At 51.5% G+C, this 25,782-nt stretch carries 24 protein-coding genes and 1 tRNA gene; 11 read left to right on the top strand and 14 right to left on the bottom strand.

Annotation, left to right across the window (positions count from 1 at the left end):
- From WCX19_RS12985 to WCX19_RS12975, 3 genes are all read right to left on the bottom strand, one after another.
- Nucleotides 1-882, bottom strand: an 882-nt coding sequence (locus tag WCX19_RS12985) for a 6-bladed beta-propeller (protein ID WP_373008818.1), incomplete at its 3' end; no start/stop codon positions are given.
- A 413-nt stretch (nt 883-1,295) separates the two neighbouring features.
- Nucleotides 1,296-3,491 carry a lectin like domain-containing protein gene (locus tag WCX19_RS12980; RefSeq protein WP_373008816.1) on the bottom strand — a complete coding sequence of 732 codons (2,196 nt, stop codon included), beginning with the start codon at nt 3,489-3,491 and terminating at the stop codon, nt 1,296-1,298.
- A gap of 469 nt (nt 3,492-3,960) precedes the next feature.
- Nucleotides 3,961-6,318 carry a PQQ-binding-like beta-propeller repeat protein gene (locus WCX19_RS12975; RefSeq protein WP_373008814.1) on the bottom strand — a complete coding sequence of 786 codons (2,358 nt, stop codon included), beginning with the start codon at nt 6,316-6,318 and terminating at the stop codon, nt 3,961-3,963.
- Between the two features lie 1,517 nt (nt 6,319-7,835).
- Here WCX19_RS12975 and WCX19_RS12970 point away from each other — a divergent pair.
- The 3 genes from WCX19_RS12970 to WCX19_RS12960 all read left to right on the top strand — a co-directional run bounded on the left by WCX19_RS12970 (nt 7,836) and on the right by WCX19_RS12960 (nt 9,678).
- A complete protein-coding gene (locus WCX19_RS12970; RefSeq protein ID WP_373008812.1) occupies nt 7,836-8,228 on the top strand; it encodes a hypothetical protein in 393 nt (130 codons plus the stop codon).
- A gap of 201 nt (nt 8,229-8,429) precedes the next feature.
- On the top strand, nt 8,430-9,083 hold the full coding sequence (locus tag WCX19_RS12965) for a PAS domain-containing protein (protein ID WP_373008810.1): 654 nt from the start codon (nt 8,430-8,432) through the stop codon (nt 9,081-9,083).
- 4 nt (nt 9,084-9,087) lie between these two features.
- Nucleotides 9,088-9,678 (top strand): hypothetical protein, encoded by a 591-nt coding sequence (locus tag WCX19_RS12960; protein ID WP_373008808.1) that lies wholly within the window; start codon nt 9,088-9,090, stop codon nt 9,676-9,678.
- Here WCX19_RS12960 and WCX19_RS12955 read toward each other — a convergent pair.
- From WCX19_RS12955 to WCX19_RS12940, 4 genes are all read right to left on the bottom strand, one after another.
- Nucleotides 9,650-10,573, bottom strand: a complete 924-nt coding sequence (locus WCX19_RS12955) for a nucleotidyltransferase domain-containing protein (protein ID WP_373008806.1) — start codon at nt 10,571-10,573, stop codon at nt 9,650-9,652. The genes WCX19_RS12960 and WCX19_RS12955 overlap by 29 nt on opposite strands.
- 16 nt (nt 10,574-10,589) lie before the next feature.
- On the bottom strand, nt 10,590-11,162 hold the full coding sequence (locus WCX19_RS12950; RefSeq protein ID WP_373008804.1) for an L-threonylcarbamoyladenylate synthase: 573 nt from the start codon (nt 11,160-11,162) through the stop codon (nt 10,590-10,592).
- Nucleotides 11,162-11,839 carry a DUF5612 domain-containing protein gene (locus WCX19_RS12945; protein ID WP_373008802.1) on the bottom strand — a complete coding sequence of 226 codons (678 nt, stop codon included), beginning with the start codon at nt 11,837-11,839 and terminating at the stop codon, nt 11,162-11,164. The genes WCX19_RS12950 and WCX19_RS12945 overlap by 1 nt, the downstream gene beginning before the upstream one ends.
- Nucleotides 11,840-11,844: 5 nt before the next feature.
- Nucleotides 11,845-11,915, bottom strand: a tRNA-Gly gene (locus WCX19_RS12940).
- Between the two features lie 221 nt (nt 11,916-12,136).
- Between WCX19_RS12940 and WCX19_RS12935 the strand changes: the two genes are divergently transcribed.
- Nucleotides 12,137-13,057, top strand: a complete 921-nt coding sequence (locus tag WCX19_RS12935; protein WP_373008800.1) for a hypothetical protein — start codon at nt 12,137-12,139, stop codon at nt 13,055-13,057.
- Between the two features lie 450 nt (nt 13,058-13,507).
- On the opposite strand, the gene WCX19_RS12930 is transcribed toward WCX19_RS12935, so the two are convergent.
- On the bottom strand, nt 13,508-13,705 hold the full coding sequence (locus WCX19_RS12930; RefSeq protein WP_373008798.1) for a hypothetical protein: 198 nt from the start codon (nt 13,703-13,705) through the stop codon (nt 13,508-13,510).
- A 259-nt stretch (nt 13,706-13,964) separates the two neighbouring features.
- Here WCX19_RS12930 and WCX19_RS12925 point away from each other — a divergent pair, with 259 nt between their 5' ends.
- The 3 genes from WCX19_RS12925 to WCX19_RS12915 all read left to right on the top strand — a co-directional run bounded on the left by WCX19_RS12925 (nt 13,965) and on the right by WCX19_RS12915 (nt 17,146).
- The gene (locus WCX19_RS12925) at nt 13,965-14,753 is read left to right on the top strand and encodes an FHA domain-containing protein (RefSeq protein ID WP_373008796.1); all 789 of its coding nucleotides are present in this window, start codon (nt 13,965-13,967) and stop codon (nt 14,751-14,753) included.
- A 94-nt stretch (nt 14,754-14,847) separates the two neighbouring features.
- On the top strand, nt 14,848-16,941 hold the full coding sequence (locus WCX19_RS12920; protein WP_373008794.1) for a protein kinase: 2,094 nt from the start codon (nt 14,848-14,850) through the stop codon (nt 16,939-16,941).
- Nucleotides 16,942-16,954: 13 nt separating this feature from the next.
- Nucleotides 16,955-17,146, top strand: coding sequence for a hypothetical protein (locus WCX19_RS12915; RefSeq protein ID WP_373008793.1), 192 nt, complete (start codon nt 16,955-16,957; stop codon nt 17,144-17,146).
- Between the two features lie 13 nt (nt 17,147-17,159).
- On the opposite strand, the gene WCX19_RS12910 is transcribed toward WCX19_RS12915, so the two are convergent.
- Nucleotides 17,160-18,347, bottom strand: a complete 1,188-nt coding sequence (locus WCX19_RS12910; protein ID WP_373008791.1) for a deoxyguanosinetriphosphate triphosphohydrolase family protein — start codon at nt 18,345-18,347, stop codon at nt 17,160-17,162.
- A gap of 187 nt (nt 18,348-18,534) precedes the next feature.
- Complete coding sequence (locus WCX19_RS12905; RefSeq protein WP_373008789.1) at nt 18,535-18,996, bottom strand: YbhB/YbcL family Raf kinase inhibitor-like protein; 462 nt, start codon at nt 18,994-18,996, stop codon at nt 18,535-18,537.
- A 208-nt stretch (nt 18,997-19,204) separates the two neighbouring features.
- On the opposite strand from WCX19_RS12905, the gene tsaA reads away from it, so the two are divergent.
- The 4 genes from tsaA to WCX19_RS12885 all read left to right on the top strand — a co-directional run bounded on the left by tsaA (nt 19,205) and on the right by WCX19_RS12885 (nt 21,558).
- Nucleotides 19,205-19,624, top strand: a complete 420-nt coding sequence (tsaA, locus tag WCX19_RS12900; RefSeq protein WP_373008787.1) for a tRNA (N6-threonylcarbamoyladenosine(37)-N6)-methyltransferase TrmO — start codon at nt 19,205-19,207, stop codon at nt 19,622-19,624.
- A gap of 106 nt (nt 19,625-19,730) precedes the next feature.
- Nucleotides 19,731-20,624 (top strand): Mrp/NBP35 family ATP-binding protein, encoded by an 894-nt coding sequence (locus WCX19_RS12895; RefSeq protein WP_373008785.1) that lies wholly within the window; start codon nt 19,731-19,733, stop codon nt 20,622-20,624.
- Between the two features lie 6 nt (nt 20,625-20,630).
- Complete coding sequence (locus WCX19_RS12890) at nt 20,631-20,939, top strand: hypothetical protein (RefSeq protein ID WP_373008783.1); 309 nt, start codon at nt 20,631-20,633, stop codon at nt 20,937-20,939.
- Between the two features lie 163 nt (nt 20,940-21,102).
- The gene (locus tag WCX19_RS12885) at nt 21,103-21,558 is read left to right on the top strand and encodes a hypothetical protein (protein ID WP_373008781.1); all 456 of its coding nucleotides are present in this window, start codon (nt 21,103-21,105) and stop codon (nt 21,556-21,558) included.
- A gap of 151 nt (nt 21,559-21,709) precedes the next feature.
- Here the strand turns inward: WCX19_RS12885 and WCX19_RS12880 are convergent, their stop codons facing one another.
- From WCX19_RS12880 to WCX19_RS12865, 4 genes are all read right to left on the bottom strand, one after another.
- Nucleotides 21,710-22,672, bottom strand: coding sequence for a hypothetical protein (locus WCX19_RS12880; RefSeq protein WP_373008779.1), 963 nt, complete (start codon nt 22,670-22,672; stop codon nt 21,710-21,712).
- Between the two features lie 175 nt (nt 22,673-22,847).
- A complete protein-coding gene (gene proS, locus WCX19_RS12875) occupies nt 22,848-24,284 on the bottom strand; it encodes a proline--tRNA ligase (RefSeq protein WP_373008777.1) in 1,437 nt (478 codons plus the stop codon).
- Nucleotides 24,285-24,295: 11 nt separating this feature from the next.
- Nucleotides 24,296-24,889 (bottom strand): stage II sporulation protein M, encoded by a 594-nt coding sequence (locus WCX19_RS12870; protein ID WP_373008775.1) that lies wholly within the window; start codon nt 24,887-24,889, stop codon nt 24,296-24,298.
- Nucleotides 24,882-25,748 (bottom strand): DUF63 family protein, encoded by an 867-nt coding sequence (locus WCX19_RS12865; protein WP_373008773.1) that lies wholly within the window; start codon nt 25,746-25,748, stop codon nt 24,882-24,884. The genes WCX19_RS12870 and WCX19_RS12865 overlap by 8 nt, the downstream gene beginning before the upstream one ends.
- Nucleotides 25,749-25,782 lie beyond the last annotated feature (34 nt).

Raw genomic sequence — 25,782 nt, 5'->3', positions numbered from 1 at the left:
CGCTATGTCCGTAGGATACTCGAACTTGCCGTTAGCCGTACCCTCTGACCCCCATTGTGCCACAAACGTGCCATTTGATGTGAACACCTGGATCCTGTTATTCTCGGAGTCAACGACATAGACGTTTCCGCTCGAATTCACCGCTATGTCCGTAGGATACTCGAACTGGCTGGTGCCAGTACCCTTTGACCCCCACTGCCGCACATACGTGCCGGTAGCTGTGAACACCTGGATCCGGGAATTGCCCCTGTCAACAACATAGACATTGTCGTTCACCGGGCTCACCGCTATGCCCATAGGATCGTCGAACTGGCTGGTACCAGTACCAGAGGATCCCCATTTTGTCACATATGTTCCATCCGATGTGAATTTCCAGACACTATTACTCATCCAATCCGTGGCATAGACATTTCCGAAACTATCCCCTGCAACACAAGCCGGGTGCACTCCGACAGATGAAGGCACCGCCCACTGGAATACGGGAGTAGCTCCACTCTCTTGGCTGGTTTGTAGAGCGGCACCTGATACCGATTGTGAACTGAACCGATGCTGGGTATTTTGAAGACCAATACCCGATGCCGAATGCGAACTAAACCGACCCTTGGGTGACATTCGAGCGACAGAACTACCTGATACCGTCTGCACAGAAATGGCGGTTGAGGCAGGTGTCATCAGTGTTTCTGATGTTGTTGAAACCGTGGTTTTATCGATCAGTGTACTTGTTGGCGTTACAACCGCCACATTCTCCTGAACGGCAGAGGTTGCCACGGAATCATTCCCGTTTGTTCCAGCACAGACCGGCACACCGATCCCCGCCACGACAATAACCATGCACAGGATGAAAACGATCCTGTGTGTGAAATGCCCGATTGGTTTAATCATGTTTTTCACAAAGCCCAAAATTTCGATGATGGGCACAATCCCACGTTGTCGTTATTACCTTGCTGGTTACCCTGTTGGTACCGGGAAAAGTACAGATTATGCTCAAATATCGAAAATTATGTGTCCATTATTTTTTGATGGCTATTATATCTTCCGAAATTCTCTTTTTTCACTACCCGTTTTAGGACTTACGCGGTTAGATCATATTGAACCGGAAAAACAACGGTCATAGATCCCTAAAAAAAGCCGGGTTAGAACGCAAGTGAAACGATAAAGAGTGAAGTAGCCGGATGAGGGATACTACCGGGTGTCTGCATGCCCGTCGATACTGCAGGGAAATGAAGGGCATATCTTCCATTGGATTTTACGCAGGTACTATTCTGAACAAAAAATGATTGTTTTAACCGGTATATTTACGCCCAGTCTCCCGTTGCTGGCACTACCGGGGTGTCGCCATTCAAGCCAAATTTTATTGTTTTGTCGGTCGTTCCATCGAAGTTATAATTAAGGTACCAGTACCCGGTTGAGGGTCGGAATACGCCGATCCCGGTGTGCCCGGCGTTGCTCCAGTTCCCCACGACGGGTATGTCGCCACTCTTGCCGAACTTTACCGATATATCTGCCGTTCCATCATTGTTGTAGTCCAGATACCAGTATCCGGTCGAGTTCCGGAACACTCCGATCTCGGAGTGCCCGGCATTGTTCCAGTCCCCCACGACGGGTATGTCGCCACTCTTGCCGAACTTTACTGTTTTTTCAACTTTTCCATCGCCGTTGGTATCCAGATACCAGTATCCGGTCGAGGGACGGAACGTACCCATTTCAGTGGATACCGTCGGCTCTCCCCCGTAAGTAAATTTGTCGGCTGCACAAATCGCAGATGTGCCGGCGGGTGAAGTGACAGTGATGTCAACGGTTCCGGCTGCATGAGCGGGTGCGGTTACGGTGATTAAAGTAGCGTTATTAACGGTCATGGCACCGGTAGCATTTGGTGTACCGCCAAAGGTTACTGAAGTCGCTCCGTTAAGGTTTGTCCCGGTGATGGTTACTGAAGTGCCACCCGCAGTTGAACCGGTTGTCGGTGAAACGCTGGTGATCGTAGGGGCCGTGGACGAAACGGTAGTGTATGCCTTCAGGCAGATGTGACTGTTGGGCAGTACCGTGTACCAGTCATCCCATGTGGAATTTGCGAGTGCATAACCCTGGCCAGTAGTGGAAGTAATGCCGCTGGTATATCCTGCGTAATTGTATTCAACCGGGATATACCAATTATTCGTCGGGTTGGTAACCGTAACGATAACCGAGAATTTGTCACCCGTTGCAAGAGGAACCTGTTCTGCGGATGGCAATACTACGGTATTGTACCCCATGTTGGCCAGCGTAGTGGTGTACTGGCCCGAGAGGGTTCCGGTATTGGGTGCCGAGGACGTCGGGTTTTTATAAATCTTGATAGTACAGGGAACGTTCATATCGGTTGTATAGAACCCGACAGCAGACAGGTTTCCTGATGATGTGGCGGTAAAGACATTTGCATATGACCCCGTTTTTGCGGTATCATGATAATAATCACCCACTTCTCCCAGAGTATCGTAGGAATAGAGGGTATTGTAGTTTGAGGTTGCCTCGCCACGGAATAATGCAGTTTCATATCCTACTCCGCCCATATTGCCGAAATATTTGTCATAATAGGATACGTAGAAGCATCCTTCATTCCCCCACGAGGTGCCCCAGCTGTTCTTTACCAGCCACGCCCCATTTCCGGCGGGCATGGTGGTAAAGTTCGATGCCGCATAGTTGTCATCCCAGCCGATTATCGTAACCGCATGCCCTCCGCCATTAGCAGGGTCCGAGACATCGGGAGGGTGGTAATATGTTGTGTGAGATGTATTATAGAACGAATTGTGCCAGTAAAATGATGAGTATATTGCACCATAATTCGTCAATGCACTTTTGATATTATTGTTATCAGTCGCGGATGTTCGGGCGGGAAATAGTATTGCGTTCTGAACGTGCTGCACGGGGGGATAGGTACTTGAATTCGTCCATACGCTCGTAGAAGGGTACGGATCTGTTGTTTCATTCACCGGACCGTTCCATCTCGTCAGGTATGCCAGGGACATCCACGCGTTCCCCCCTCCATCCGGGACTGCCCAATAAAACCCGGCACCGGCAAGGTTTGCAAGGTTTTTCTCGGAGAAATCCGGCGTGGGTGTCACCGGCAGGAGCGTGGATTCCAGTGAACCATACGAGGCAAATGCCCAACAGGTCCCAAAAAAGGTCTGATCTTTAACCGGGCTGACTTTGCCGACAGTCCGCAGGTCATAGGTTGCTGTATACGTTGACTGGGGAGTCCCTGTAGTGTAAGGAGAACCCTCTTCCTGTGATAATGAGATCGGGATACCCCGTACCTGGGGACGGTATATCGGGGATGGGACATACCCCAGATTCTGTCCGCTTACGGTTTCCTGTGCAGATACCGTATTTACCCCGGTGTTCTTCTCCTCGATATAACTGAGGAATAACGGGTTGACCGGGGCCTGCTGGAGTCCATCTCCTGACGTTCCGGCATTTTGTGCTGATCCATCCGCAAGAGCCGAAACCCCTGTCACGACGAAAATCATACAGAAAAGGATCAGAGTTGGCAACACTGGCTTTTTAACTACATCAATTGTGAATCCCGACATACAATATCCCCTTTCATGAGAAGCAAAAAAATTAAGAATTGCATTGAACGTGCTCTTCTCTCTCGAAATGGGTTTTTCCCTACAGGAGAGATCTCAAGTTGTGCTTATTTTCTTTTTGGTTTTACATTGAAAAGGATTATCCTGGTTTCCCTCAGGATCCTAAAAAAGGGCTCCTTTTCGCTTGCTCCATATGCACACCACCCCTCGGGCATGAGAATCGCTCACAGAAACGCATGACGGGGCTCGCAGTTGAGGTTATGAGGGTTCATACCCATGAAATGGAAAAGAGATAAAATTATGGGAACATCGGATGGAAATCCCCCGATACGGTCCATATTTTTTTAGAATTGGGAAACAGGTGATTCTGACCGGTACCTTTACACCTAGTGTCCCACTATCCCACTACGGGAGTGTCTCCTGTAATCCCAAACTTAACCGTTTTATCGATCGTTCCATCGTTGTTGTAGTCCAAGTACCAGTAACCCGTGGATTGACGGAAAATACCGATCCCTATGGTCCCGGTCCCGTTCCAGTCCCCGGTAACCGGTATATCCCCGCTCTTCCCGAACTTAACCGCTTTGTCAGTAGTACCATCGAAGTTATAGTCCAGATACCAGTATCCGGTGGAAGGGCGGAATACCCCGATCTCTGATTTTCCATCCCCGTTAAAGTCCCCTACCATAGGAGTGTCGCTTTTAGTGCCGAGCTTAACCGTTTTATCGGTAGTACCATCGGAGTTATAGTCCAGATACCAGTATCCGGTAAAAGGTCGGAATACCCCGATCTCTGATTTTCCATCTCCGTTAAAGTCCCCTACCATAGGAGTGTCGCCTTTAGTGCCGAACTTAACCGTTTTATCGGTAGTACCATCGAAGTTATAGTCCAGATACCAGTATCCGGTGGAAGGTCGGAATACGCCGATATCCGATATTCCGTCTCCGTTCCAGTCCCCGACTACCTCTGTGTCGCCATTCTTGCCGAACCTAACCGTTTTATTGGCCGTACCATCGAAGTCGTAATCCAGATACCAGGTACTGGTTGAGGGCCGGAATATACCGATCTCATTATACCCATCGTTGTTCCAGTCTCCCACTACTGGCGTGTCGCCATTTTTGCCGAACTTTACCGATATATCGGTCGTTCCATCATTATTGGAATCCAGATACCAGGTGCCGGTTGAGGGCCGGAATACACCGACCGTCTCCACCGACACGCTTCCGTTGTTCACCGCGATATATCCCGTCTTCGTGACGGTATTGCTGCCATACATGTTCGTTGCAGTCAGGGACACGGTATAGGTACCGGCTGATGTATAGGTATGCACCGGGTTTTGTACTGTTGCATTTACAAGTGAATTGTCACCAAACGTCCAGTTCCAGGTGGTAGGAGAACCGGTTGAAGCATCATTAAACTGCACGGTCAGTGGTACGGTGCCGGATACGGGTGTTGCGGAAAAAGAAGCGATTGGCGCAGATCCCCCATTGGTGTTCAGTGCATAAACGCTCATATCATCACTTGTTACATACACCACACCGTTGACTATTGCCGGGGATGTTTGAACCGAATCTCCTGTGGTATAGTCCCAGATCTGGGCCCCGGTAGTGGCGTTGAGTGCATAGACCTTATGATCCATACTTCCCACATACACCACATCGTTTGCTACCGATGGGCTGGAAGTTCCAGCACTTAGGGTCGTGAAGTTCCAGATCTGGGTCCCGGTAGTGGCGTTGAGTGCATAGACTTTATAATCCATACTTCCCACATACGCGATGCCATTTTTTACCGATGGGCTGGAAGTTCCAGCACTTAGGGTCGTGAAGTTCCAGATCTGGGTCCCGGTAGTGGCGTTGAGTGCATAGACTTTATGATCCATACTTCCCACATACATGATGCCATTTACTACCGCCGGACTGGACCGGTGAACGCCACTCATAGGGTGATTCCAGAGTATGACACCGTTTGTAGCGTTAAATGCAAAGACGTATCCATTATCCAGTCCCGCATAGACGATGCCGTTTGTCACTGCCGGAGTTGAAAAGAACCCGCCATAAATCATCCCCCTTTCTTCGAAGGGGCCACCTTGCCAGAGTATTTCGCCAGTCGTTATGTTTATGGCATAGAGTATATTTTGGCCATCTCCGATATAGACAATACCCTTCGATACTACGGGATTGGCATTAGTCGGAGAATAATCAGAAATACAACGTCCCCAGATCTGGGCCCCGGTAGTGGCGTTCAGTGCGTACATGTTGGTCGATAGCCCCTCCTCCGAATACACCACACCGTTCACAACCGTCGGGGTGTTAATATAAGGAACATCAACCCCGGCCGTATGGTTCCAGATCTGGATCCCGGTAGTGGCGTTCAGTGCATAAAGGTAGGGAGGAAACCCAACATACACCACACCGTTTGCTACTGTCGGATCGGTATAGTGATAAGGTGTACTAATACTCGGTGTGAACTTCCAGAGTAGTGATACCGTAGTACCGGTGGTACCAGCTACCGCGCTGTAATCGCCGGTATGGTTGGCATCATAACGGAACATTATTTCTTCACCGACTACCGGCAGGACCAGCAGCAGGCAGAATAAAATAAGGAAGGAGACGAGCAGCCATGCGGACCGGGTCTTCCCGTATTTTTTCGGAATACGCGCGTGGGGGGCAGGAAAACCGGTAGCCCCCCGCAGGGGTTTTATCGATAACCGGACGGGAACCACAATAGATGCCCCAATGTGCCAGAAGTTCTGATTCACCGCGTTCCCAGAGGGAGTATTAAATCCCGTGGAGTGTTCCGGATGTCCTTCCGGATTATCCCCTCCCAGAATAAAAGAAAAAAACTGTATACCTCCCATGCTAATCACCCGGAACAAATCCTGTCAGCGACGAGGTTTTCTGAACGGCACGCCGGTATCTCATCACCAGAAAGTTCAGATTGTGCACCCCAGGTTTCGCCCGTGGGGCAGGATGCGATTCCTCCTTCCCACAAGTCTTCATGCTCATTCATTCTCAGCAGTCTTCGGGATCTCCAGCCCATCCATAATAGCGACTTTCCCGCTCTCATGAAACACCCTCGTCAAAATTTTTCCTGACAGGATGACTCCATCCCTGTCAGCCGGTAATCTCGTGAAATTTTTTAACAAATTCTTGTCAGCAGCAACTACAAGTCTGGCATTTTCCCGGGATTTCCGTCAAGTCTGGCTTCCCGAAAAGAGCACTACCGAGGCCCTTTGAGAAAAACCTGTGCACAAATTTTTCAGGAAACCAGGTGTTTTTTCAGTCCTTTCCTGTGTGCACACACCCATAGCTATCCAACATCACAATATCGTACTAGTATATTAATATAAATATGCACTATGGCTTTGCCATACAGATAGGTCTTACAGGGTTGAATCCTCTTAATCGAAAATAACCGTCATAGATCCCTTAAAAAATCGAATTAGAACTTCGGTGAAGTGATAAATAGCGAAGTGAGCGGCCCCCCAATACATGAAAAAACGGAACTTTCCTGTCAGAACCTCTCCACATGGCCGCAGGAATGGCAACAGTACCCGTTACGAATTCATACCCGGATGTGCCCGACCCCCCCTTTCGTACGAAAGTGGCACCCCCTCCATAATTAAAAAAGGGAGGGTGGGGGGTAAAACTTTTAAAAAATCGGTCGGGGGGTAGGGGTACCTCTCTTTTTTGTGAGTGGGGGGTACCCCTTTGCCAAAAGGGAGGCCCCTACCCCCCCTTGACATCAGTAAACAAAATATGGGTTCAGACGATCGTTTCACACGAAGCGCCGGTCGCGCAGGTGCAGGAAAGGGGGGGTAGTCCCTCTCATGTACCCGGACAGGGGGGTGGGGGGTAAAACTTTTAAAAAATTGATCGGGGGGGTAGGGGTACCTCTCTTTTTTGTGAGTGGGGGGTACCCCCCTTTCCGAACATTCCAAAATTTTTTTATTGACCGCTGGAAGTCCACGGGAAATGGTGGTCGTATGAGTGGAGCCGAGAGGGAGGTATCCCTCCACTTTACCTGGTGGAGGGGTGTAACCTTGCGAGCGGGTATACCACGTATGGATCTGGTACGGTGCCAGGACGGCAGTTCGGGTTTCATCTCATCATCCTGCCGACTTACCAGAGATCAGGGCCGGTCAAGAAGCCGGTGGGTAGAACGGGTTATAGTGGCTATCCTTTGTGTCAGAGATCTTCACTTTCACGCTGCACAGACACGCATCTTTTAAGGAAGTTCCTGTAAACAGTATGAATCATCAAAAGAAGTGACCCTATGAATGCGCAACGAATTGAATCTGGTACACCTGACGGCGATGCACTGGGATTTTTTGAATCCCTCTTCTCCGGCTGGCTTGAACTTAAGGGAAACCACCAGCTCTACCTCCATTTCATCATATCCCGTGATAAAAATGAAGGTAATACCCAGACGCTGCTCCGACAGTGGCTTGAACAAGGATACGATGTCCGGGTGGTAATGCCCCGGCCCATTATGCAGCACATTCTGAAAAAATTGCAGTTCGTTCCCTCCATGGAGTTTCTCCCGGAATGGTACGAAGGGATCATCGAATGCTGGCGCAGGCCAAAAGCGTGGCTGCTGTCCGGCTCTTCAGATGATCAGCTGGGTACTGACTGTGGGAAAACGATCCTTGACCCACAATCTCGTTAAAGTGGGATGGCAGGGGTGCTCCCCCCTCCCCTTACCTATAATTTTTGTGCCTTTTTGGTCTCATCTCTCCCTTGGTGAGAGCCATCATCCCCTTTTGGGGCATGGGGTCCCACCAGGTACCCGGAATCTGAAATCCACAGGATGATATACGCAGGAAATAGATATCCGAACACATCCAGATGTGTTACGGGGGTTAGTAATATGGCAAAAAATAGTGTCGGCAAGGCAGAGGATACCTCATGTGAAGATGTTTTCAAAATGGTTTTCGACCGGATCCAGACCGGTATTTTAATCATCGAACCAGAGACTCACACGATTATCGATGCCAATGACCATGCCGAGTCGTTACTCGGCGTAAAAAAGGACAAACTGGTGGGGAAGGTTTGCCATGATTTTGTCTGCCTGGCACACTGTGGCGAATGCCCGATAACTGATTTACACAAATCATTCCATAACACCGAGCGTGTCCTCATTTCGGCCACTGGTGAGAAGATTCCTGTCCTCAAGACTGTTGCACCGGCCTCCATCGGGGGAAAAGCGTACCTGATCGAAAGTTTTGTCGATATCCGCGACCGGAAAAGAGCAGAGCAACGCAAAATTGCGCTCCTTGCGTACCTGAACGAATCCGTCCTCCGGATCAAAAAACCCCTTGAGCTGACCGGACAGAATTTATATCAGATTGAACTGCAGGTCGGTTCCGGCGAATATACTGCCGAGGAGATCCGGATGCAGATCCGGATACAGTCTAATAATATTATGACAATGGCCGCAACCTTGCAGGAACTTGCCAGAACTGCAGCAGAAGAACGGGACGATATACCTGAAGGCTTCCGGGAATTTTTCATCAGGAAGTGAAGTCGTGGCTGATAATCAGGGTCTTGATCTCACGAAAGATACACAACTTTACCTCCTGCTATCTGCCCCGCAGGATACTAACGCCATGAATATAATGGTCGTCAAAAAGAGCCTGGCTGTAGGTTGCACACCCCTTATTGTATCCATCAACCAGCCCAGCCAGGTACTGGTCAAATCCTACGCAAAGGAGGGAATATCCCCGGATCAGTATTTCGTCGTCGATGCGGTCACCCATTACTCGGGTGGTACAACGGTTTCGAACCCGCATATCCGGTATGTCAACCAGCCGTCTGACCTGACCGGCCTCGGAATTGCTATTACGGAATTTCTTAAGCAGATCCCCTCGCCCCGTAAATGCATTATCTTTGATTCGGTGAGTATGCTCCTGATCCATATCCCGTCAGCGACCGCTTCAAAATTTCTTCACTTCGTGGTCAACAAGCTGAAAATATCTGAAGTATCTGGTATCTTTTTATGCGTGGAAAACGGTCTCGATCCCGTGATCCTCTCCCAGATGACGGTATTTGTAGATAAAATTGTGGATTTTGAGGAGATAAAAAACAAAATCACTCCTCAAGCAGGGTCTTTGAAATAATATATTCTCCTTTTGCCTCACGGGTCGTCCCGATGATGAGCCAGCGTTCCCGACCATGCTGCTCCAGGATCCCGCACGCCTCTATGGTCTCTCCCGTGAGTGCCTGCCCGCTGTAGGTATGGGTAAACGAGAGGACTTTTGTGACTGAGTCGTGCTCGATAATGTAGACTGCCGGGTTGTCAAATGCGAGCGAAGCATCGGTCACTTTTGCAACAATTGTCTGTTTACCAAGCACTTCTCCTTTACCCGATGGTGCCCCGGCGAGGTTATCATAGGAGCGCGTATAGAGAATATCAAAATAGGTCCCTTCAATCTGTCCCCGGTTCCATTTCCGTTGCTCGTGGAGAACAAAGACATCATAAGGGATCTCAGGTTTGCGCTTCTCGTACACCTTGCGCCACATATCCGGGGACATACCCTCAATTCTGCCATCCGCGATACCCAGTTTCACGAGAGCCTGCGCGGTAAACCAGTGTTTTCCGTACACCACCATGTCGATATCCGAACTTTCGTTCTGGAGTTTGCACAGGAGCGACCCGGTACAACCGACCGCACCCGGCGGCAGGTGGAACAGGTCGAGCAGTTTGTTGACCCTCGGGTGGGTTTCGGCAATACGGGAGATCTCCAGGTCCGGTTTTAACACCCGGCGTAAATCAGCAGCGGGAATGCGCTGGACAAGCCCTGCATATGCCGGTTTTTCACGTGCAATCTTCCTGTACGCATCCTCAAAATCGTATTTACGGTATCGCTGGCCGGACGGATCAACCCGCTCGCCCTCACTGTCCGGCACATACCTGAGCACGCACCCGACGTTTTTTTCGTTGTCGTAGGTGGAAACCGCATAGAGCCAGCCATCAGGATCTTCTACAAAATCGCGCAGTCGGATCGGCAGCATAAAGGCAGTCTCTTTATCAGTTGGATTTTAGAAATTTTTCTATTGTATCGGCATTCGCACCGCGGCGGACGATCGTTTTTGTGATAAGATCGACAACCGTGCTTGGCGTCCCGGGCAGTTTTCCACCGTCAATAAGAAGATCGTGGGGCACCGTGCATTCGTCCGGGGTCTGCGGGTCTTTCCCCCCGGAGAAGTTTGCACTCGTTGCGGTTATGGGTGCATCGAAGCGCTCGATGATCTGCCGGGCAATGTCGTGCGCCGGGATGCGGATACCGATCATCCCGGTTCCCCCGGTCAGGATGCCGGGAATCGTTTTTCGTGCCGGCACCACCACCGTCACCGGCCCGGGCAGGAATCTTCTGATAAATACCTCCATACGGGTATCGATATGGGATACTGCGGCAAGCATCTCGAAATCAGAAACCGCAATGGAGATCGGCTTTGCAAGATCCCGCTTTTTAGCTTCGTAAACTTTCACTATTGCCTCTTCTGAAAAGGCATCGGCGCCAAGACCATAGATGGTATCGGTTGGATAGACGATGAGGCTGTCATGCATCAGCACCGACACGGCCCTCTCGATAATATCCATTAAAATTCCCTGCCGCGGACCCGGTTGATATCAAAGACCGCCTTGCTGCTTATGTGCATGACGGCAAATACTCCCGCCTGAATCGGGTCGGTGACAACCAGATCTGCATGCTGTGGCACGGTTCCCGCCATCTTGAGCGCGATGACCGGGATACCTACCTCACGCACACGGTCGACTGCTTTTGAGATATCCCCTCCCATAATCGACCCGGCAAGCACGAGAATGGATGCACGGGGCAACCGTGAGACAGCGTCGACGGCAAGCGCAAGTGTCCGTTCACCGACAAGGGGAATGGTATCCACCGATATCCGCTCGCCCCGGATATTGTGCCGGTCTGCCTCGTTCACTGCGCCGAGCGCCACCTGTGCGACCTGTGCGCCGCCCCCGATGATGATCACACGCGACCCGAAGATATCGCCAAAGGGCTGGAAGGATTTTACCTCCTTTACCGATGGAAGGGCATCGAGGTCACGAATCAGTTGTTCGCGGTTTGGGCCCGGTTCATACTCAATATAGAGTTCTCCCATACCTGCGTGGGGGCCGGATTCAAAGATCTCCTGGTTGATCATGAGGACGTTTGCCTCATGTTCGGCAATAACTGTCGCTATATCCCGCAGCACGCCCCTGGTGTTCTCGGCAATGATCCGCATTGCACAACGTTCAGGTTCCGTGTCCATACTGATGCGATAGCCGGGGATCGAACCCGGGTTAGAAGCTTGGGAAGCTCCTGTCCTGCCGCTAGACTACTATCGCGTTTTTTAATACTGCTTTATGATATTGCCTTATTTCGAAGATAAATATAGTGTTTGATCCGGATTGCCGTTCCTTACCGTGAGGGACGAACTGGCAGATATTTTTAAAAACGGTGGTGCAACATAATTACACTACACGTTCGTGTTGATATGCCCGGGGGATATCCTGGTACATGAGAGTACCTTGGCACGATCGTCATTTGATAGTGGGGAGTATCATTCATGAAACATCCACGGATTTTCTTTATTCTTACGCTTGTTGCGGCGCTCATCTTCCTTACGTGCCCGATCCAGGCTGACACCGGAACACAAAAGGTGCTCTACGAGACCACCTTCGTAACGAACCCGCAATGGACGACGAATAATCCCTCTTCCGATTACTGGGATCAGTCAAAGGAGATGTATCATTTCCGTATTGAACCCAGTACCGGCAATTATGCGTATACACCTACGATCAATTACGAAGGTGGATCGTTTACCTTTGAGTACGATGTCCTGCTGGAGCAGGTGGACGAGGGGGCCTCATTTCGGTTGGGCTTTTCCGGGAAGGAGATGAACCGCAATAAAGGCCCGAATGTCGTTACGGAATTTACGAATGCAAAATATGGCCAGATCATGTGGCTTCACATCGTCACCCCCAGTGCAAAACTGGAAGAGGTCAACAGTGATACGACCTCCTATAAAGGACCGTCCGTCAAGTATGCAGTCAATACCACGTATCACGTCAATGTGGGGTATAATGCTGATACGGATGTTGTAACTGAAACCGTCACCAATAAGGCAACCGGTGAGCAGGTCTGGAGTTACTATGTCGCTACCCAGGACTCCCTATCAGGAATGAACCGGATCTCTATTGGTTCCGTCGGTGACTATGGCACAACGAGCAAGTATGCCATTGGATGGATCGATAACGTACGTTTCATGATCCCGGTTCCGGCTACGCTGACAACCCCCACCACGCAGTCCGCGACGCCTCTGCCCACGTATTCGATACGCCCGACGACAAAGGCGACCACGGCTGCTGTTCTGACGCCGATTCCAACCACGACTAAACAATCCCCTGCGTCCGGAATGACTGCCATTGCTGCGCTTGGGATTGTCGGAATCGGTGCAGTTGTCATGATGATGCAAAAGAAGCGATAAGAACAATTTCAACCCCGGGAAAATCCCCCGTTTTTGTATCCTGTGCGGGGATGATCTCAAAATGGTCATCCCTTGATCCCCTACCCCGCCCGCGCTTTCTGACTGATAGGTCATGTCGCTTTTCTTTCCTAAAAAACAGCGGAATAGTATGCAGATCACGGAAATATCCACAAATCCGTGATAGCCTTGAAGAGGAATTCAAACCGATGAGATCCCGGATTTCAGCGAATCCCTGATACCTGTCAGGAAGACCAAAAAAAAGGAGTATTGGATTGGCTTTTCCTGTATGAAGCCTGGAGGATGTGCATCAGGATTTTTCCGGCAGAATTCTTGTGTTTCATGAACCTGTCGGGCAGGTATATTTCTCTGGGCCACCTTTGCAGTCCGTCCCTCATGGCACTCGTGTGTTGGAACATGAGGTTTTTTCTTGAGGAATGGGGTGGCAGGCAATCATTTGTATGGGTACGTGGCTGAATCGCAGGGCCCGGTTATTCCGGTCATGCAGGATGTGTCACTGTATCCCGGCTTCGGTTCCTTGTCTACAGTAACATTCACCTGCCCAACCGTGGGAATGTCACCGGGTTCTGCGGCACCCGCCGGATGCACAACGAAACTGATCATGATCAGGAGCAGTGCTGTTCCCATCATGATCTTACCGGTGTCCGTGTGAGTGCCTCCATTTGTTTCTTTTATGGGTCGGTGACACGCTGATATTCCTAACGGCTGTCACCTGATCTCAAAGTTGCATGCATCTCCAGATATATTGCCACCATGATACGGGTTGGAGCATCTAACCCGTGAGTTATACGATGGTCAAGGGAAGTACAACACATAACCGGCAAACCCATATCCTTTGCACGTGCATAGGGTTATAGGACGACAAAGCGACGTACCTGTCAGGAAGAATATGAACCCGGTAGATAAGTCTCCCACGATTATTGTTGCGGATTCTACTGAATCGCTCGATGAGCTATCAGATTATCTGGATGTGCTGTCAAGCAGCGCCCGGCTTAAAATTGTGAAGTTTCTCGAAAAGAAACCCCGTGATGCGCGGGCGATCTCTCATGAGATCGAGACCAGCTACGAAAACACAAAAAAACATCTTGACAAACTCATGAGTATCGGGGTGATAAAAAAAGAGGCGGGCCTCGGTTCTCCCACCTCAAAAGGTATTCACCCTGTCTGGCAGTACTCGCTTGTGCCCGGCGGTATGGAAGCCATTATCCGGAATCTTGGCCTGTTCTCCAATACGCATGTCCAGATTATCGGGGGAGAGATCTCGAAAAGGCTGGAATCGGTTAAAAGCACGCTTACTCAGGAAGTGCTGGGTAACATACCGGCAGCAATCGTTCTGGGGGGCCATGATGACGGCAGGATCTTCCTTTTGAGATCTAACCTGGTCCCTGTCGGGAGACTCGATCCCGAACGCCCGGCGGATACGATCGGGAATGCAGATGTTGAAATTTCCGGTACCTATACAGCGGTGACCCGGATATCAAAACCCCATGGAAGGTTTCTCTCGAAAAAGGACGAATGGTACTTTGAAGACTGCGGGAGTACTGGTGGAACTGTATTGAATAATGCACAGCTGAAATCTGGTGTACCCACACCGGTTCATGATGGTGATCTCCTTGAACTTGCGAAAGGAGCGGGTGGGGCCAGGTTGCTCTTGATCATCCCCAAAATCACCAAATGAGTGTTCAGACTATAATGGTTAGATGAGAACCGTCCTTTCGTTCCCGACACAGACCGATGAATAAAAACTACTTCAGAATAGCGGTTTCCCCTGTATGATGCGCAATCCCGGTAATTTCCTCTCCTGTTGTGTAATAGTGCTGCTCATGGGTGCGGCATGTATCTCTCCGGTAGCGGGAGCACAGTATACTGTTGCGCCCACGGGGGAGGGATTTACCAGTATCCAGGATGCGGTCACCTGGGCATCTCCCCTGGATACGGTCACGGTCCGGAGCGGAACCTATCCGGAAACGGTCAGAATCGACAAGAAGATCACGCTTATCGGAGTCGATTCCGGTGGCGGCGCGCCTGTTATAGATCCGGGAAAGCGGGGAGCGGCCATTGCGGTTGTCGCTGATGGTTGTACGGTTAAGGGATTTATTCTCCAGAACAGTGCGACAATGAGCGGTGTCCTCATTACCTCAGACGGGAACACGATAGAGAATAACACACTTGCGGGGAATGCAGAGGGTATCCAGTTGGTATCTGCCGACGATAATTCTATCTCCGGCAACACTGTCACTGACAGCCGCAGTGCAGGTATCGTGCTCACAAATGCAAAGAACAACCTGATTGAGGGAAACCGGATATTAAAAAACACCATTGGAATAACGCTTGATGAAAAATCAACCGGTAATACCGTTACGTACAACACATTTTCCAATGCAGAAAATGTCCAGTCACAAAGCACCGGCTCGCAGTGGGAATCCTTATCGGGTATGTCATATGTGTATCTGGGAAAGACGGTAGTGGGCAGGATGGGTAATTACTGGAGTGATTACCCTGGAACAGACTCGAACTCCGATGGCATAGGGGATACACCGTATACGGTGGTGTCCGGGACGGATCTCAACCTTGGGATATCAGCAAACCAGAACAAAGTTGATCCTGCCCCACTTATTGATCCTATCGAGTATTATTCGCAAATCCAGCCTGCTGCGTTCGGTAGCGTTGCCGCAACGCAGCCAATCCCCACAAGTACAGATAACACCACCCTGGTTGATCAGATTTTCCCCCTGGCGGATATCGTACCCCTGGCAGGTAATGACAACGGTGGCAGTCCGCTGGCTGTGTTTTTCGTACTGGTACTGCTGGTGTGTATCGCTGGTGCCGGTGGTGTGATCTTCTTTAGATATCGTAAAAATCACCCGACTAAATCTCCGGTAAACCCGTTATCGGAAGAGACACATCCCATGCCCGTGCCGGACCTGAATGACCACGAAGAAGTACACGCGAATATCTCCCCTCCTCCGGATACAGGGTCAAATATGATAAAGCCTGCCCCGGAGACTGAAGTCGCACAAACCCCCAAAGAAACGCCGCCTGCATCCGGTCATAAGTTCTATTTCCCCCCGGAACTTGAGGACCGGTACGTGGATATCAGGCATATCGGGAGTGGGGGTGTGGCGAATGTCTTTGCTGCACACCGTAAAACGGACAACCGGCTGGTCGCCGTCAAGATCCCTATCAGTTTTGACGAAATGACCGGCAAATGTTTCTTAAACGAGATCACCGCGTGGCAGAAACTCCGGCACAAAAATATCGTCGAAGTACTGGAGGTTAACATCCTCCCGGTTCCCTATGTTGAGATGGAGTACGTGCCGGGATCGCTTGAGGCGGTGGCAAAACCCCTGCCCGTTTGGAAGGCCGTGCATCTTGTCCACGGGATCGCGGACGGGCTCGCGTACGCCCATGCCCACGGAATTATCCACCGTGACATCAAGCCGCATAACATTCTTGTGACTGGTGAATTTGTTCCGAAAATTACCGACTGGGGTATGAGCAAGGTCATTGCGACCACGATGGAGAAGTCAACCGTTGCCGGATTCTCGCTCTCGTATGCAGCACCGGAGCAGGTCTCTCCTGCAGAATTTGGCAGGACTGATGTCCGCACGGATATCTACCAGCTGGGTGCACTTTTCTATGAACTGGTCACCGGATCGATACCCTTTGGAGGAGAGAGTATTGTTGAAGTCGGTAATGCGATTGTCAGGGAAGACCCGACACCCCCGAAGGAATATAACCCGGGTGCGGTGGCTGTGGAGAAGATTATCTTAAAATGCCTGGCAAAGAAGCCACAGGACCGGTACCAGTCCGCGGACGAGCTGCTGGATGCACTCTCCCGGTACCTTGATGAAGACGATAAATGAGCAGGTGATTGGTATGACAGAAGAACAGAAAACATATGAGCCTGTGATCTGCGGGCACTGCGATGGAATTGGGTGTACATACTGTAACAAGACAGGAACGGTTCTCGTCCGGGCGCCTAAACAGATCTGCTCTGAGTGCGAGGGTGTCGGCTGCATCTACTGCGGGTTTACCGGCTGGGCACACCCGAAAGGTAAGTACGACTAAATCGTGTGCCGATTTACCGGAATGAGCCTTCAACCCGGCGCGGCAGCACACACTCTTCAAAGCGTTTCAGGAAATACCGGTCGGTCATGCCGGCGATAAAGTCGCGGACAAGTCCGGCAGGGGACGTCGAGCGGCTGTAGTCTGGGTTGACCCATGGTGAATTAATAAATTCTTTAAAAATTTTTGAGTCACGACGATCTGATTCAATATCACAAAGATACTTCGAAAAGAGGATCCGGTACATCGTTCTGATCTTCTCACTTTCAACGGTCAGTTTCGGGTTATTGTAAATCCGCTGCCGGGAGAATGCCCTCAGGGTCGCGAGCGCATGTTCCACATCGGGGCTGTAAGCGATAAAACCATCCTCACTGGCATCGCTGTTGTTAAGCAGGTTATGGATCAGGGTATCGATGATAGCACGGTTGTCGGTTCCGAATATCTCTTTGCATTCTCCCGGGATGTCATTCATGTCGTTTATGAGGCCGACCTCCTGGGCATCCTGGAGATCGCGGCCGATAAAGGCGATCGTGTCGGCAAATTTTACGACACAGCCTTCCAGTGTCATCGGTGCCCCGGACCTGTTCCCTGCTGCATTGGCCCCGACTTTCCGGTCGAACGCAGGCCAGTCCGGGCAGGGCTCGGGGGAGATACGGACGTCATCGGTCTCTCCGTTGTGGCAGAGGATACCGTCCAGTACCTGCATGGTCAGATCCTGGTCCTCGATCTGGTCAAGGAACCTGACGCTTTGCACGTTGTGGTAAAATTTTCCGATCCCGTGCTCTTCACAGAGTGCCGAGAGGCAGGACTCGCCAAAATGCCCGTACGGGATGTGGCCGATATCGTGCCCAAGAGCAATTGCTTCGATGAGATCCTCGTTGAGGCGCAGGCACCGCCCGATCGTGCGGGCAATTTTCGAGACGAGCTGGACATGGATCACCCGGTGGGTGATGTGATCGTTCTCGACCAGGTAAAATACCTGCGTCTTATCGATATACCGTGTATATGCCCGGGTGTGGAGGATCCTGTCTGCGTCCCGGGAATACGGGGTTCGGATATCTTCCGGTTTCCGGTTCTTCCGCCGCAGGGCCTGATCGCTCCGTGCTGCATGGGGTGAGAGCAGGGCTTCGCGCTGTTGTGTATACCGGTAAATTCGCGACTCCTGCCCGTGATCCGGTCCAGGGCGAGCTCCTTTAGATCTCATATTTCATGTCAATCTGGGGAGCGGAGGGTTTTAAGGCTGATGCATTTTACAGTACCGTTCCCGTGGAATGGGGCCAAATGAAAATGAATACACCGGGTCGGTGCATTCCGGGGGGCATGCCGTCAGTGTACAACTACCCGTTGTTGATTGTGAGTGTTTCGATCCGTATCCCGGTCCGGCGTCCGGGTTATCTCCCGTATGTCACGTACGTTTCACCGTACTGGACGACATGCCCGCCCATGGCTCGTAAAAATTCATTTTTTGTGGCACCGGGTGCAAGGTCGAGTTCGGCATCCAGCCCGTATACCTTGAAGAAGTACCGGTGCGTCTGACCGTGAGGCGGACAGGGACCGGAATACCCGATCGTTCCAACACTGTTTGTTCCCTGTACCGCCTTGATCGGAAAGGTCACTATGGGGTCTTTTGGGATCCTTTCCGGGATAAGCTTCGCGAGTTCCATATTCCATGCAATCCAGTGGATAAAACCTCCGCCCCCGGGTGCATCGGGATCGTTGCAGATGATGGCAAGGCATTTTGAGTGCTCGACATTCACATCACCGACTTCAATCTCCGGCGACTTGTTCTCCCCGTCACAGGTGTACGCGCTTGGGAGGTTCCTGACAGAAATTCTTACACTTAAGGTCTCCATAGGGACTTCACATCCGGTACTCGCATCATAAACGGCAGGCCTCATAAACGTACTGTTCATACACATGCCTGCAGTGTGTCCAATGCCGGGAAAAGTGTCAATGATGTCGTATCACTGATCGCTTTTGTATGCGGGAATAATGGTACCGGTACCTATCGGCAGTCTCTTATATAACCCTGTAAAACGTGGATATCAGGGATATACTGCCATGACCGGCCCGGACTGCTTTGAAGTCATACCGATAGGAATGATCCATTCACCATACAAAATACCAAAAGATGCGCCCCGGCAGGGCCGTTTTTCTGATGAAGAGTCTGTCATTGAGATCTATGAGCCGTTTGTTTCCGGCCTCCGGGATGTGGAACGTGAGAAACATCTTATTGTGCTCTACTGGCTTGACCGGGCCGATCGCACGGCTCTTACCGCCACACCCCCACATACCGGTATCGAACACGGGGTGTTTGCTACCCGTTCGCCTCACCGGCCCAACCCGATCGGGCTCTCGGTTGCCGATCTTGTCCGGAGGGATAATAACAAGCTTGTTGTGCACGGGCTGGACGCACTTGACGGGACACCGGTAGTGGATATCAAATGTTACTCCCCCGGGCTTGATTGCATACCGGAATAACAACCTGCCCTGTCAAAAATGGACTGTCATCATCTCCACATCTTTATTGTGTTAAAAGGAGAATGTTAGAGGATAGAAGTACCGTATCGTACTCCAGAGGCAACCCATGGCAAAGAAACCTGCCGGTACTATTCCGGACAAACCCACGAAAGACTCCTGCTCCCACGAATGCTCCAACTGTGCAACAGCGGGAACCTGCTCGGATAATAAACCCGGCCTTCCCCCCAAGGCGGACATCGATGTAAAACACGTTATCCTTGTCCTTTCGGGGAAAGGCGGTGTGGGGAAATCGACTGTATCTGTGAACCTTGCATATGCGCTCTCCAGCCACGGCTATCATGTCGGGCTTCTGGATCTCGATATGCACGGCCCCAACATCCCCAAGATGCTCGGGATTGAGGATCACAAGCTTTCGACGCTCGGCAACAAGATCGAACCGGTCCATGTCACAGGATCGCTCTCGGTTATATCGATGGCATTCCTGCTGCCCGATAAAAGCACCCCGATCATCTGGCGCGGGCCCATGAAGATGGCGGCAATCAATCAGTTCCTCGCCGAGGTCAACTGGGGGTCACTCGACTACCTTGTCGTGGATCTTCCCCCGGGCACCGGCGATGAGGCTCTCACGATTGCCCAGCTCGCGCCCAACGTGCGCGGTGCCGTGATCGTGACAACCCCCCAGGATGTTGCGACGCTCGACTCCAAAAAGGCGATAAAATTCGTGGAGAAACTCGGCCTGCCGGTTCTTGGTGTTATCGAGAACATGAGCGGGATGCTCTGCCCGCACTGCGGCCAGGAGATCGATCTCTTCGGCAAAGGTGGAGGTAAAAAGATCGCAGAAGAGTTTTCGGTTCCGTTCCTTGGTGCGATCCCGATTGATATCGATATGCGCAAGGCTGGAGACGAGGGCCGGCCGTTTATTATCCGGCGCGGAGACAGCGCGACGTGGGCGAGCGTGGACAAGATCATGGAAGGGCTCATAAAAGTCGTTGAGGGATAAACCAGCATGGACTACCTGCGGATCCTCACCGGAAAATCAGACCCCCTCCCCATTTATGAGCCGGTCATTGCCTGCCTGGAAAATCCGCAGGCATTCCCCGATCTCCTGGAGCCGGTCTACCGCGAGGCCATGAAACTCGACGACGAGACGCTTGACCGGTTCCGTTTTGCGCTCCTGCGTCTCCAGATCTATGCAGACATCCACCGGAACGAGGATCTGGAGAAGGCGATGCACATCCGCTATGTCTCGCAGGTACTGGAAAAAGTCGTCTTTGGCACGCTTGTGATGGAGCCCCAGGAACCCGAAGCATCCTGATTAGCAGTCTCACCAAAAAGATATTATCGGGGTGAATGTGCACGGATGATACCTATAAGTGCCCCTCCGGCACATGTATGATCTGATAGCAATACGACCTCAATAATGATTTTTACTTCGCGCATTCTGAAATACACAACAGACCATAAACCGGAGAACAACAATGACATCACGCATGCACGCCCCGCACACAACCTGTCCTGGCTGTCAGGAAGAGGTTTTTCTGGATGAGCTTGTGGGTGGCAAATGCCCTCTATGCGGCTGTTCACTGGAAGACTTCGAAGAGTCAATTGGCGAGTATGATGGGATCCTTGATCGTTCCGACCTCTCGTGGCTGATTTTTAATTATTTTGTCTTCAAGAAGTTTGTCGAGCTTGGGGCTCCGCCATCGCAGATCATGGAGTTTGTCTCAAGTTACGAGCAGAATGCCGACAAGCCCCCGGAAGAGTGGACGAGAACGGAATTCTCTCTCGAACTCCCGATGGGGATTATTGACCGGGTCCGGCCGAAGCGGTGCGCGAAGTGCAACCGGCTCTTTGTGCGGGGCGGACGAAAACAGATCACCGGTGATATGCGTCACACCTCGGTGCGTATACAGTACGTGTGCGACCGGTGCTAAAATAGTCTCAAATCGGTTTTTCATCAAATCTTATTTTTGATTTTTATGACTTGTCTCTTGGGGCTTGTAGTATTCTGGGTCTTCGTCAACGGATGAATCCTGATCGTACCGGGTGAGCTCTTTTTTTCAGGGTGCTCGTATGGGCACAGTCTCACTTCCGCAATGACACCAGCATGATTATCCCGATGATCACAAGGGCCGCAAAACTGATGATCAGAGGCAAGATGAGTCCATAACTGGACTCCCCTCCTGGCAGTTCCGGTTGCAGGGGCTGCGAGATGGTGCCTGCCATACGATATTCGAGAATTGTAATCTGTGCGGATGCATTGCCTGATGTGGTGTATTTTTGTTCACCGATTGTGACAATATACGAACCCGCCGGCAGGCCGGGGGCATCGAGCGCATAGGTCCACTGGTTTGTATTTGTGCCTGTCTCCACCGGGATGGTTTGTGACGTGATCAGATCATTCGAGGTTGCATTTCTGATCTCTACCTTGAGCAGGTTCTCCGGACCAACGTTCGTTGTACCGGTGATCAGAAGCGCTTCCCCGGTGGTCTGGTCTGGCAGGGTACCGGAGCTTTCACTGACCCGGTTGAAACGCATATGGGGCTCCTCAACGTAAAAGTAATACGGAGTGAAGATATCGTCAACGCCCGGCTCTCCAGATATATTGATAATGGTGGCGGCTACCGGACCAATGTCTGCCCGGAACGATGATTCCAGACCGATATTGGTGATGACTTTACCATTATCTGCAATTCGTATACCATCGCTCCAGAGCAGCGGAGCGATCTCAAATCTTTTGTCAGCCCCGGGATCCTGGATCAAAAATGCGTACTCCCCGCTGGAGAATTTGTTGGACTCTTCAGGTTTGATAACGAAGGTGAAATTCCCTTTTTTATCCGGTGTTACTGTTTTCGTGTCAAAATAGTTACGCCCGACTATCCAGAGTGCGACAGAACCATTCTGTGCATCGGTACCCGTGAGCGTGACCGTGTCTGCTTTTGCAATGGTCTGCGGGCCGCTGGTCACTACGGTGAGCCCGGCAGATGCCGGCAGACTCAAAACTACTACCAGCGCAAGCAGGATTACGGTATTAATTCCTGGTTTCATGTATCAACTCTTGTACGACATGATTGTGTTAGCGGGCACGCGATTGCGTATGTAAATAGGGGGCGGTATTCTCACATAACATTAACGCACGGTCACCGGTTATAGATACTAATAATTGTATTCCCTTATGCCCGGTGCGAGGCGCTGTTAACAGTACCTGGATAAAATAAAGGAATTAGTATGTCCGCCCGACCAGGGTTGCCTTCCCCGGCTTCCCGCAGATGATACAGGGACCGTCTGTTGCATTGACATAGTCAGACCGGACCTCAGTCCCGAGCAGGCTCGAATTTGCCTTCTCTTCAATGGCATCGCCGCACCCTCTCTCTCTGCACCAGTGGACGACCGCAACGTTCCCCTCATTGAGTGCGGAGTTTAAGGCATCCACAGAATCAACCGTGCAGAGATGCGATTTCATGTGCTCCTCGGCTTTTGTCTGGAGGTCATTTGTGATCCCGCCAAGAACCCGGGTAACATCGTCAGCTGCTGTCGCAAGAGAAATCGTGGTCTTTTCACCGGTCCGTTTTACCGCCATAGCTTTCCCGGCATCGAGATCTCTCGGGCCCAGTTCGAGCCTGAGCGGGACGCCCCGAAGTTCCCACCAGTAGTATTTCGCTCCCGGTCGCATGTCCCGGGTATCCAGGTTCACCCGGAAACCGGCCGCTTCAAGATCGGTTTTGAGTTTTTCCGCGGCAGCCATTACATCGTCGTGACGTTTTCCAATCGTGATCGGCACGATCACGGCCTGGAGCGTGGCGACTGCCGGCGGGAGGATGAGTCCCTTGTCATCGCCGTGCACGGAGATCAGCGCCGCGATGCAGCGCTCCGAGATCCCGAAGCAGGTCTGGAACGCGACCTTCTGCTCGCCGTTCTTGTCCTCGTACTGGATAGAGAATGTCCTGGAGAAATGATCGCCGAGGTGGTGGACGGTACCTATCTGGAGGGTTTTGCCGTTTGGCATGATCGTGTCCACGGCGATCGTGTAATCCGCGCCGGGGAACTTGTCCCAGTCCGGGCGTTTCGAGATGATAACGGGGACGCAGAGACTCCGGTAAAACTCGCGGGCGAGTACAATCTCGGACTCAACCTGCGCCTCAGCCTCGTCCCAGGTTGCATGAACCGTATGCGATTCCATGAACGAGGTGATCTCCCGGAGCCGGATAAGCGGCCGGGTCTGCTTGGTCTCGTACCGGAAGGTGTTTACTACCTGGTAGATCTTTATCGGGAGATCGGCATGTGAACGGACCCAGAGAGCAAACATCGGGTAGATTGCCGTCTCGCTCGTGGGCCGGAGCGCCAGTTTCACGTCAAGGGGTGTTGTGCCGCCGTGCGTCACCCAGTAGACCTCGTTTTCGAAGCCCTTGATGTGCTCTGCCTCCTTCATGAACTCCTGCTCGGGGATTAAGAGGGGAAAGAGCGTCTCCTTATGGTCCCGGTCAAGCAGTTCGTGCAGGCGCTGGTACACAAATTTGCGGATCGCAAAACCGTACGGGAACCAGACGTAGAGCCCTTTTACCGGGTAGCGGACGTCCATGATCTCCGCACGCCACAGTAGTTCGTTATACCATTCGGAAAAATCCACCTTCTTTGGCAGGGCGCCCGCATCCTCGACCATTAAAAACCTCTTTAAGCTACCAATTGTATGATTGCCGGCGTAATAAAAGCCTCGACCACTGCCGCCACTGCGATAAGAGGCAGCACGTACAGGAGAAAGATCCGGGCTAACCGCCCGGCATCGGCAGCCGTATCCGCAGCCCCATACCATTCGGCGATAAGTGACTGCGCCATACAAAACCCAAGCGCCCCGGCAATGATGAATGCGGGAATCTCGAAGATCCCGTGGGGGAGCAGTGCGGCTGCGATAAATGTGGCCGAGTGGCCCTGGCTGACAATTTCGGTGACCGATCCTATCACGATCCCGTTCAGGCTCATAATAAAGAGCGTAAGGATCCCGAAGGAAGCCCCTCCCAAGAAGAGCAGGATGCAGGCTTCGAAATTGTTTACAAAGAGCTTGGCGCACATATCAAAAGGGTCGCTGACCGTGATCTGGCCGGCGACCTCTTTCTGGAAGAGCTCGATCAGGTCCTCGCCGATCGATGGGTTATGTACGGTTCCGACCCATCCCACAATCATTGCGACAAGAAAAAGAAGAACCGTAAGGATGATGGCATTCCCAAGCGGGGAATGGCCCGGGTTGTACGGTGTACCGGGATCAGACATAGAGTACCATCCGGACCATGTCCCGGATACCCGGGGCAAGACCGACGACGATCATCGCGAGGAGGACAAGGTGCCAGAATGCGGGATTTGCCTCTTTCCGGTAGAGCTGCATGATGTAGATCGCCGGAAACAGCACCACGAGTTTTAAGGGAAACATCACAAACGCGGTGCCGGTCATCTCAATGAGGTTTGACCCGACCACGTGCTGCTCGATATAGTGGACTACCGGGTGGAAGGTGAGGCCGTAACTGGTGGCACTGGCGTCCAGCATCTGCCCGAAGATCAGGACAAAATAGAGCGGATCGTTGACATATTCCCACTTGAGGAGGTACCTCATGCAGGCCCAGACAAGCACGGATGCCGTGATCGCCATGAGCGGGATAATGCCGAGGATGAAGAGATCGATACGGGTGTGGGCCATCCCCCACGCGGCAAGGATCAGCGTGATGACAAGGACTGCCATGCAGCCCACGAGGGCATAGAACCACAAAAATTCCTTAATGATCCCGTTTTTCCTGAGCGTGCCCCCGACAAATATCATCCCGATAACAAAAAAGAAGAGGACAAAATAGATCGGGGGGGTGACGATCAGGTACTGCCAGTCGCCCGTGACCATGCCGGCATCCTGGATAACGCGGAGCACGCCGCCGAGCACCACGTACGGGATCGTTGCAAGGATGAACCCGGAATCCAGTTTTATGCCGCGTTCTGAAAGCCACTTCGAATTCGAGAACCAGCGGTACAACAAATACACGCCGATAATAAGGATAATCGCGTAGGTGAGCGTCTCGACAATATTATAGGGCTCGCCGTACTTGACGGGATCGATGTAGTATTTGTATATGAAATCACTAATCATTCATTATACCGATGAGCCCGGATACTATAAAATT

Origin of the sequence: Methanoregula sp. (genome assembly GCF_041663825.1) — an archaeon.
Classification (GTDB): Archaea; Halobacteriota; Methanomicrobia; order Methanomicrobiales; family Methanospirillaceae; genus Methanoregula.
Note: the sequence above shows the minus strand (reverse complement) of the source record. Positions and strands in the feature narration are given on the sequence as shown.

What these genes read in the sequence shown, in the direction of transcription:
- WCX19_RS12970 (WP_373008812.1), top strand. Translation starts at nt 7,836, where the DNA reads ATGAATGCGCAACGAATTGAATCTGGTACACCTGACGGCGATGCACTG.
- WCX19_RS12965 (WP_373008810.1), top strand. Translation starts at nt 8,430, where the DNA reads ATGGCAAAAAATAGTGTCGGCAAGGCAGAGGATACCTCATGTGAAGAT.
- WCX19_RS12955 (WP_373008806.1), bottom strand. Translation starts at nt 10,573, where the DNA reads ATGCTGCCGATCCGACTGCGCGATTTTGTAGAAGATCCTGATGGCTGG.
- WCX19_RS12950 (WP_373008804.1), bottom strand. Translation starts at nt 11,162, where the DNA reads ATGGATATTATCGAGAGGGCCGTGTCGGTGCTGATGCATGACAGCCTC.
- WCX19_RS12945 (WP_373008802.1), bottom strand. Translation starts at nt 11,839, where the DNA reads ATGGACACGGAACCTGAACGTTGTGCAATGCGGATCATTGCCGAGAAC.
- WCX19_RS12935 (WP_373008800.1), top strand. Translation starts at nt 12,137, where the DNA reads ATGAAACATCCACGGATTTTCTTTATTCTTACGCTTGTTGCGGCGCTC.
- WCX19_RS12930 (WP_373008798.1), bottom strand. Translation starts at nt 13,705, where the DNA reads ATGATGGGAACAGCACTGCTCCTGATCATGATCAGTTTCGTTGTGCAT.
- WCX19_RS12925 (WP_373008796.1), top strand. Translation starts at nt 13,965, where the DNA reads ATGAACCCGGTAGATAAGTCTCCCACGATTATTGTTGCGGATTCTACT.
- WCX19_RS12920 (WP_373008794.1), top strand. Translation starts at nt 14,848, where the DNA reads ATGATGCGCAATCCCGGTAATTTCCTCTCCTGTTGTGTAATAGTGCTG.
- WCX19_RS12915 (WP_373008793.1), top strand. Translation starts at nt 16,955, where the DNA reads ATGACAGAAGAACAGAAAACATATGAGCCTGTGATCTGCGGGCACTGC.
- WCX19_RS12910 (WP_373008791.1), bottom strand. Translation starts at nt 18,347, where the DNA reads ATGAGATCTAAAGGAGCTCGCCCTGGACCGGATCACGGGCAGGAGTCG.
- WCX19_RS12905 (WP_373008789.1), bottom strand. Translation starts at nt 18,996, where the DNA reads ATGGAGACCTTAAGTGTAAGAATTTCTGTCAGGAACCTCCCAAGCGCG.
- tsaA (WP_373008787.1), top strand. Translation starts at nt 19,205, where the DNA reads ATGACCGGCCCGGACTGCTTTGAAGTCATACCGATAGGAATGATCCAT.
- WCX19_RS12895 (WP_373008785.1), top strand. Translation starts at nt 19,731, where the DNA reads ATGGCAAAGAAACCTGCCGGTACTATTCCGGACAAACCCACGAAAGAC.
- WCX19_RS12890 (WP_373008783.1), top strand. Translation starts at nt 20,631, where the DNA reads ATGGACTACCTGCGGATCCTCACCGGAAAATCAGACCCCCTCCCCATT.
- WCX19_RS12885 (WP_373008781.1), top strand. Translation starts at nt 21,103, where the DNA reads ATGACATCACGCATGCACGCCCCGCACACAACCTGTCCTGGCTGTCAG.
- WCX19_RS12880 (WP_373008779.1), bottom strand. Translation starts at nt 22,672, where the DNA reads ATGAAACCAGGAATTAATACCGTAATCCTGCTTGCGCTGGTAGTAGTT.
- proS (WP_373008777.1), bottom strand. Translation starts at nt 24,284, where the DNA reads ATGGTCGAGGATGCGGGCGCCCTGCCAAAGAAGGTGGATTTTTCCGAA.
- WCX19_RS12870 (WP_373008775.1), bottom strand. Translation starts at nt 24,889, where the DNA reads ATGTCTGATCCCGGTACACCGTACAACCCGGGCCATTCCCCGCTTGGG.
- WCX19_RS12865 (WP_373008773.1), bottom strand. Translation starts at nt 25,748, where the DNA reads ATGATTAGTGATTTCATATACAAATACTACATCGATCCCGTCAAGTAC.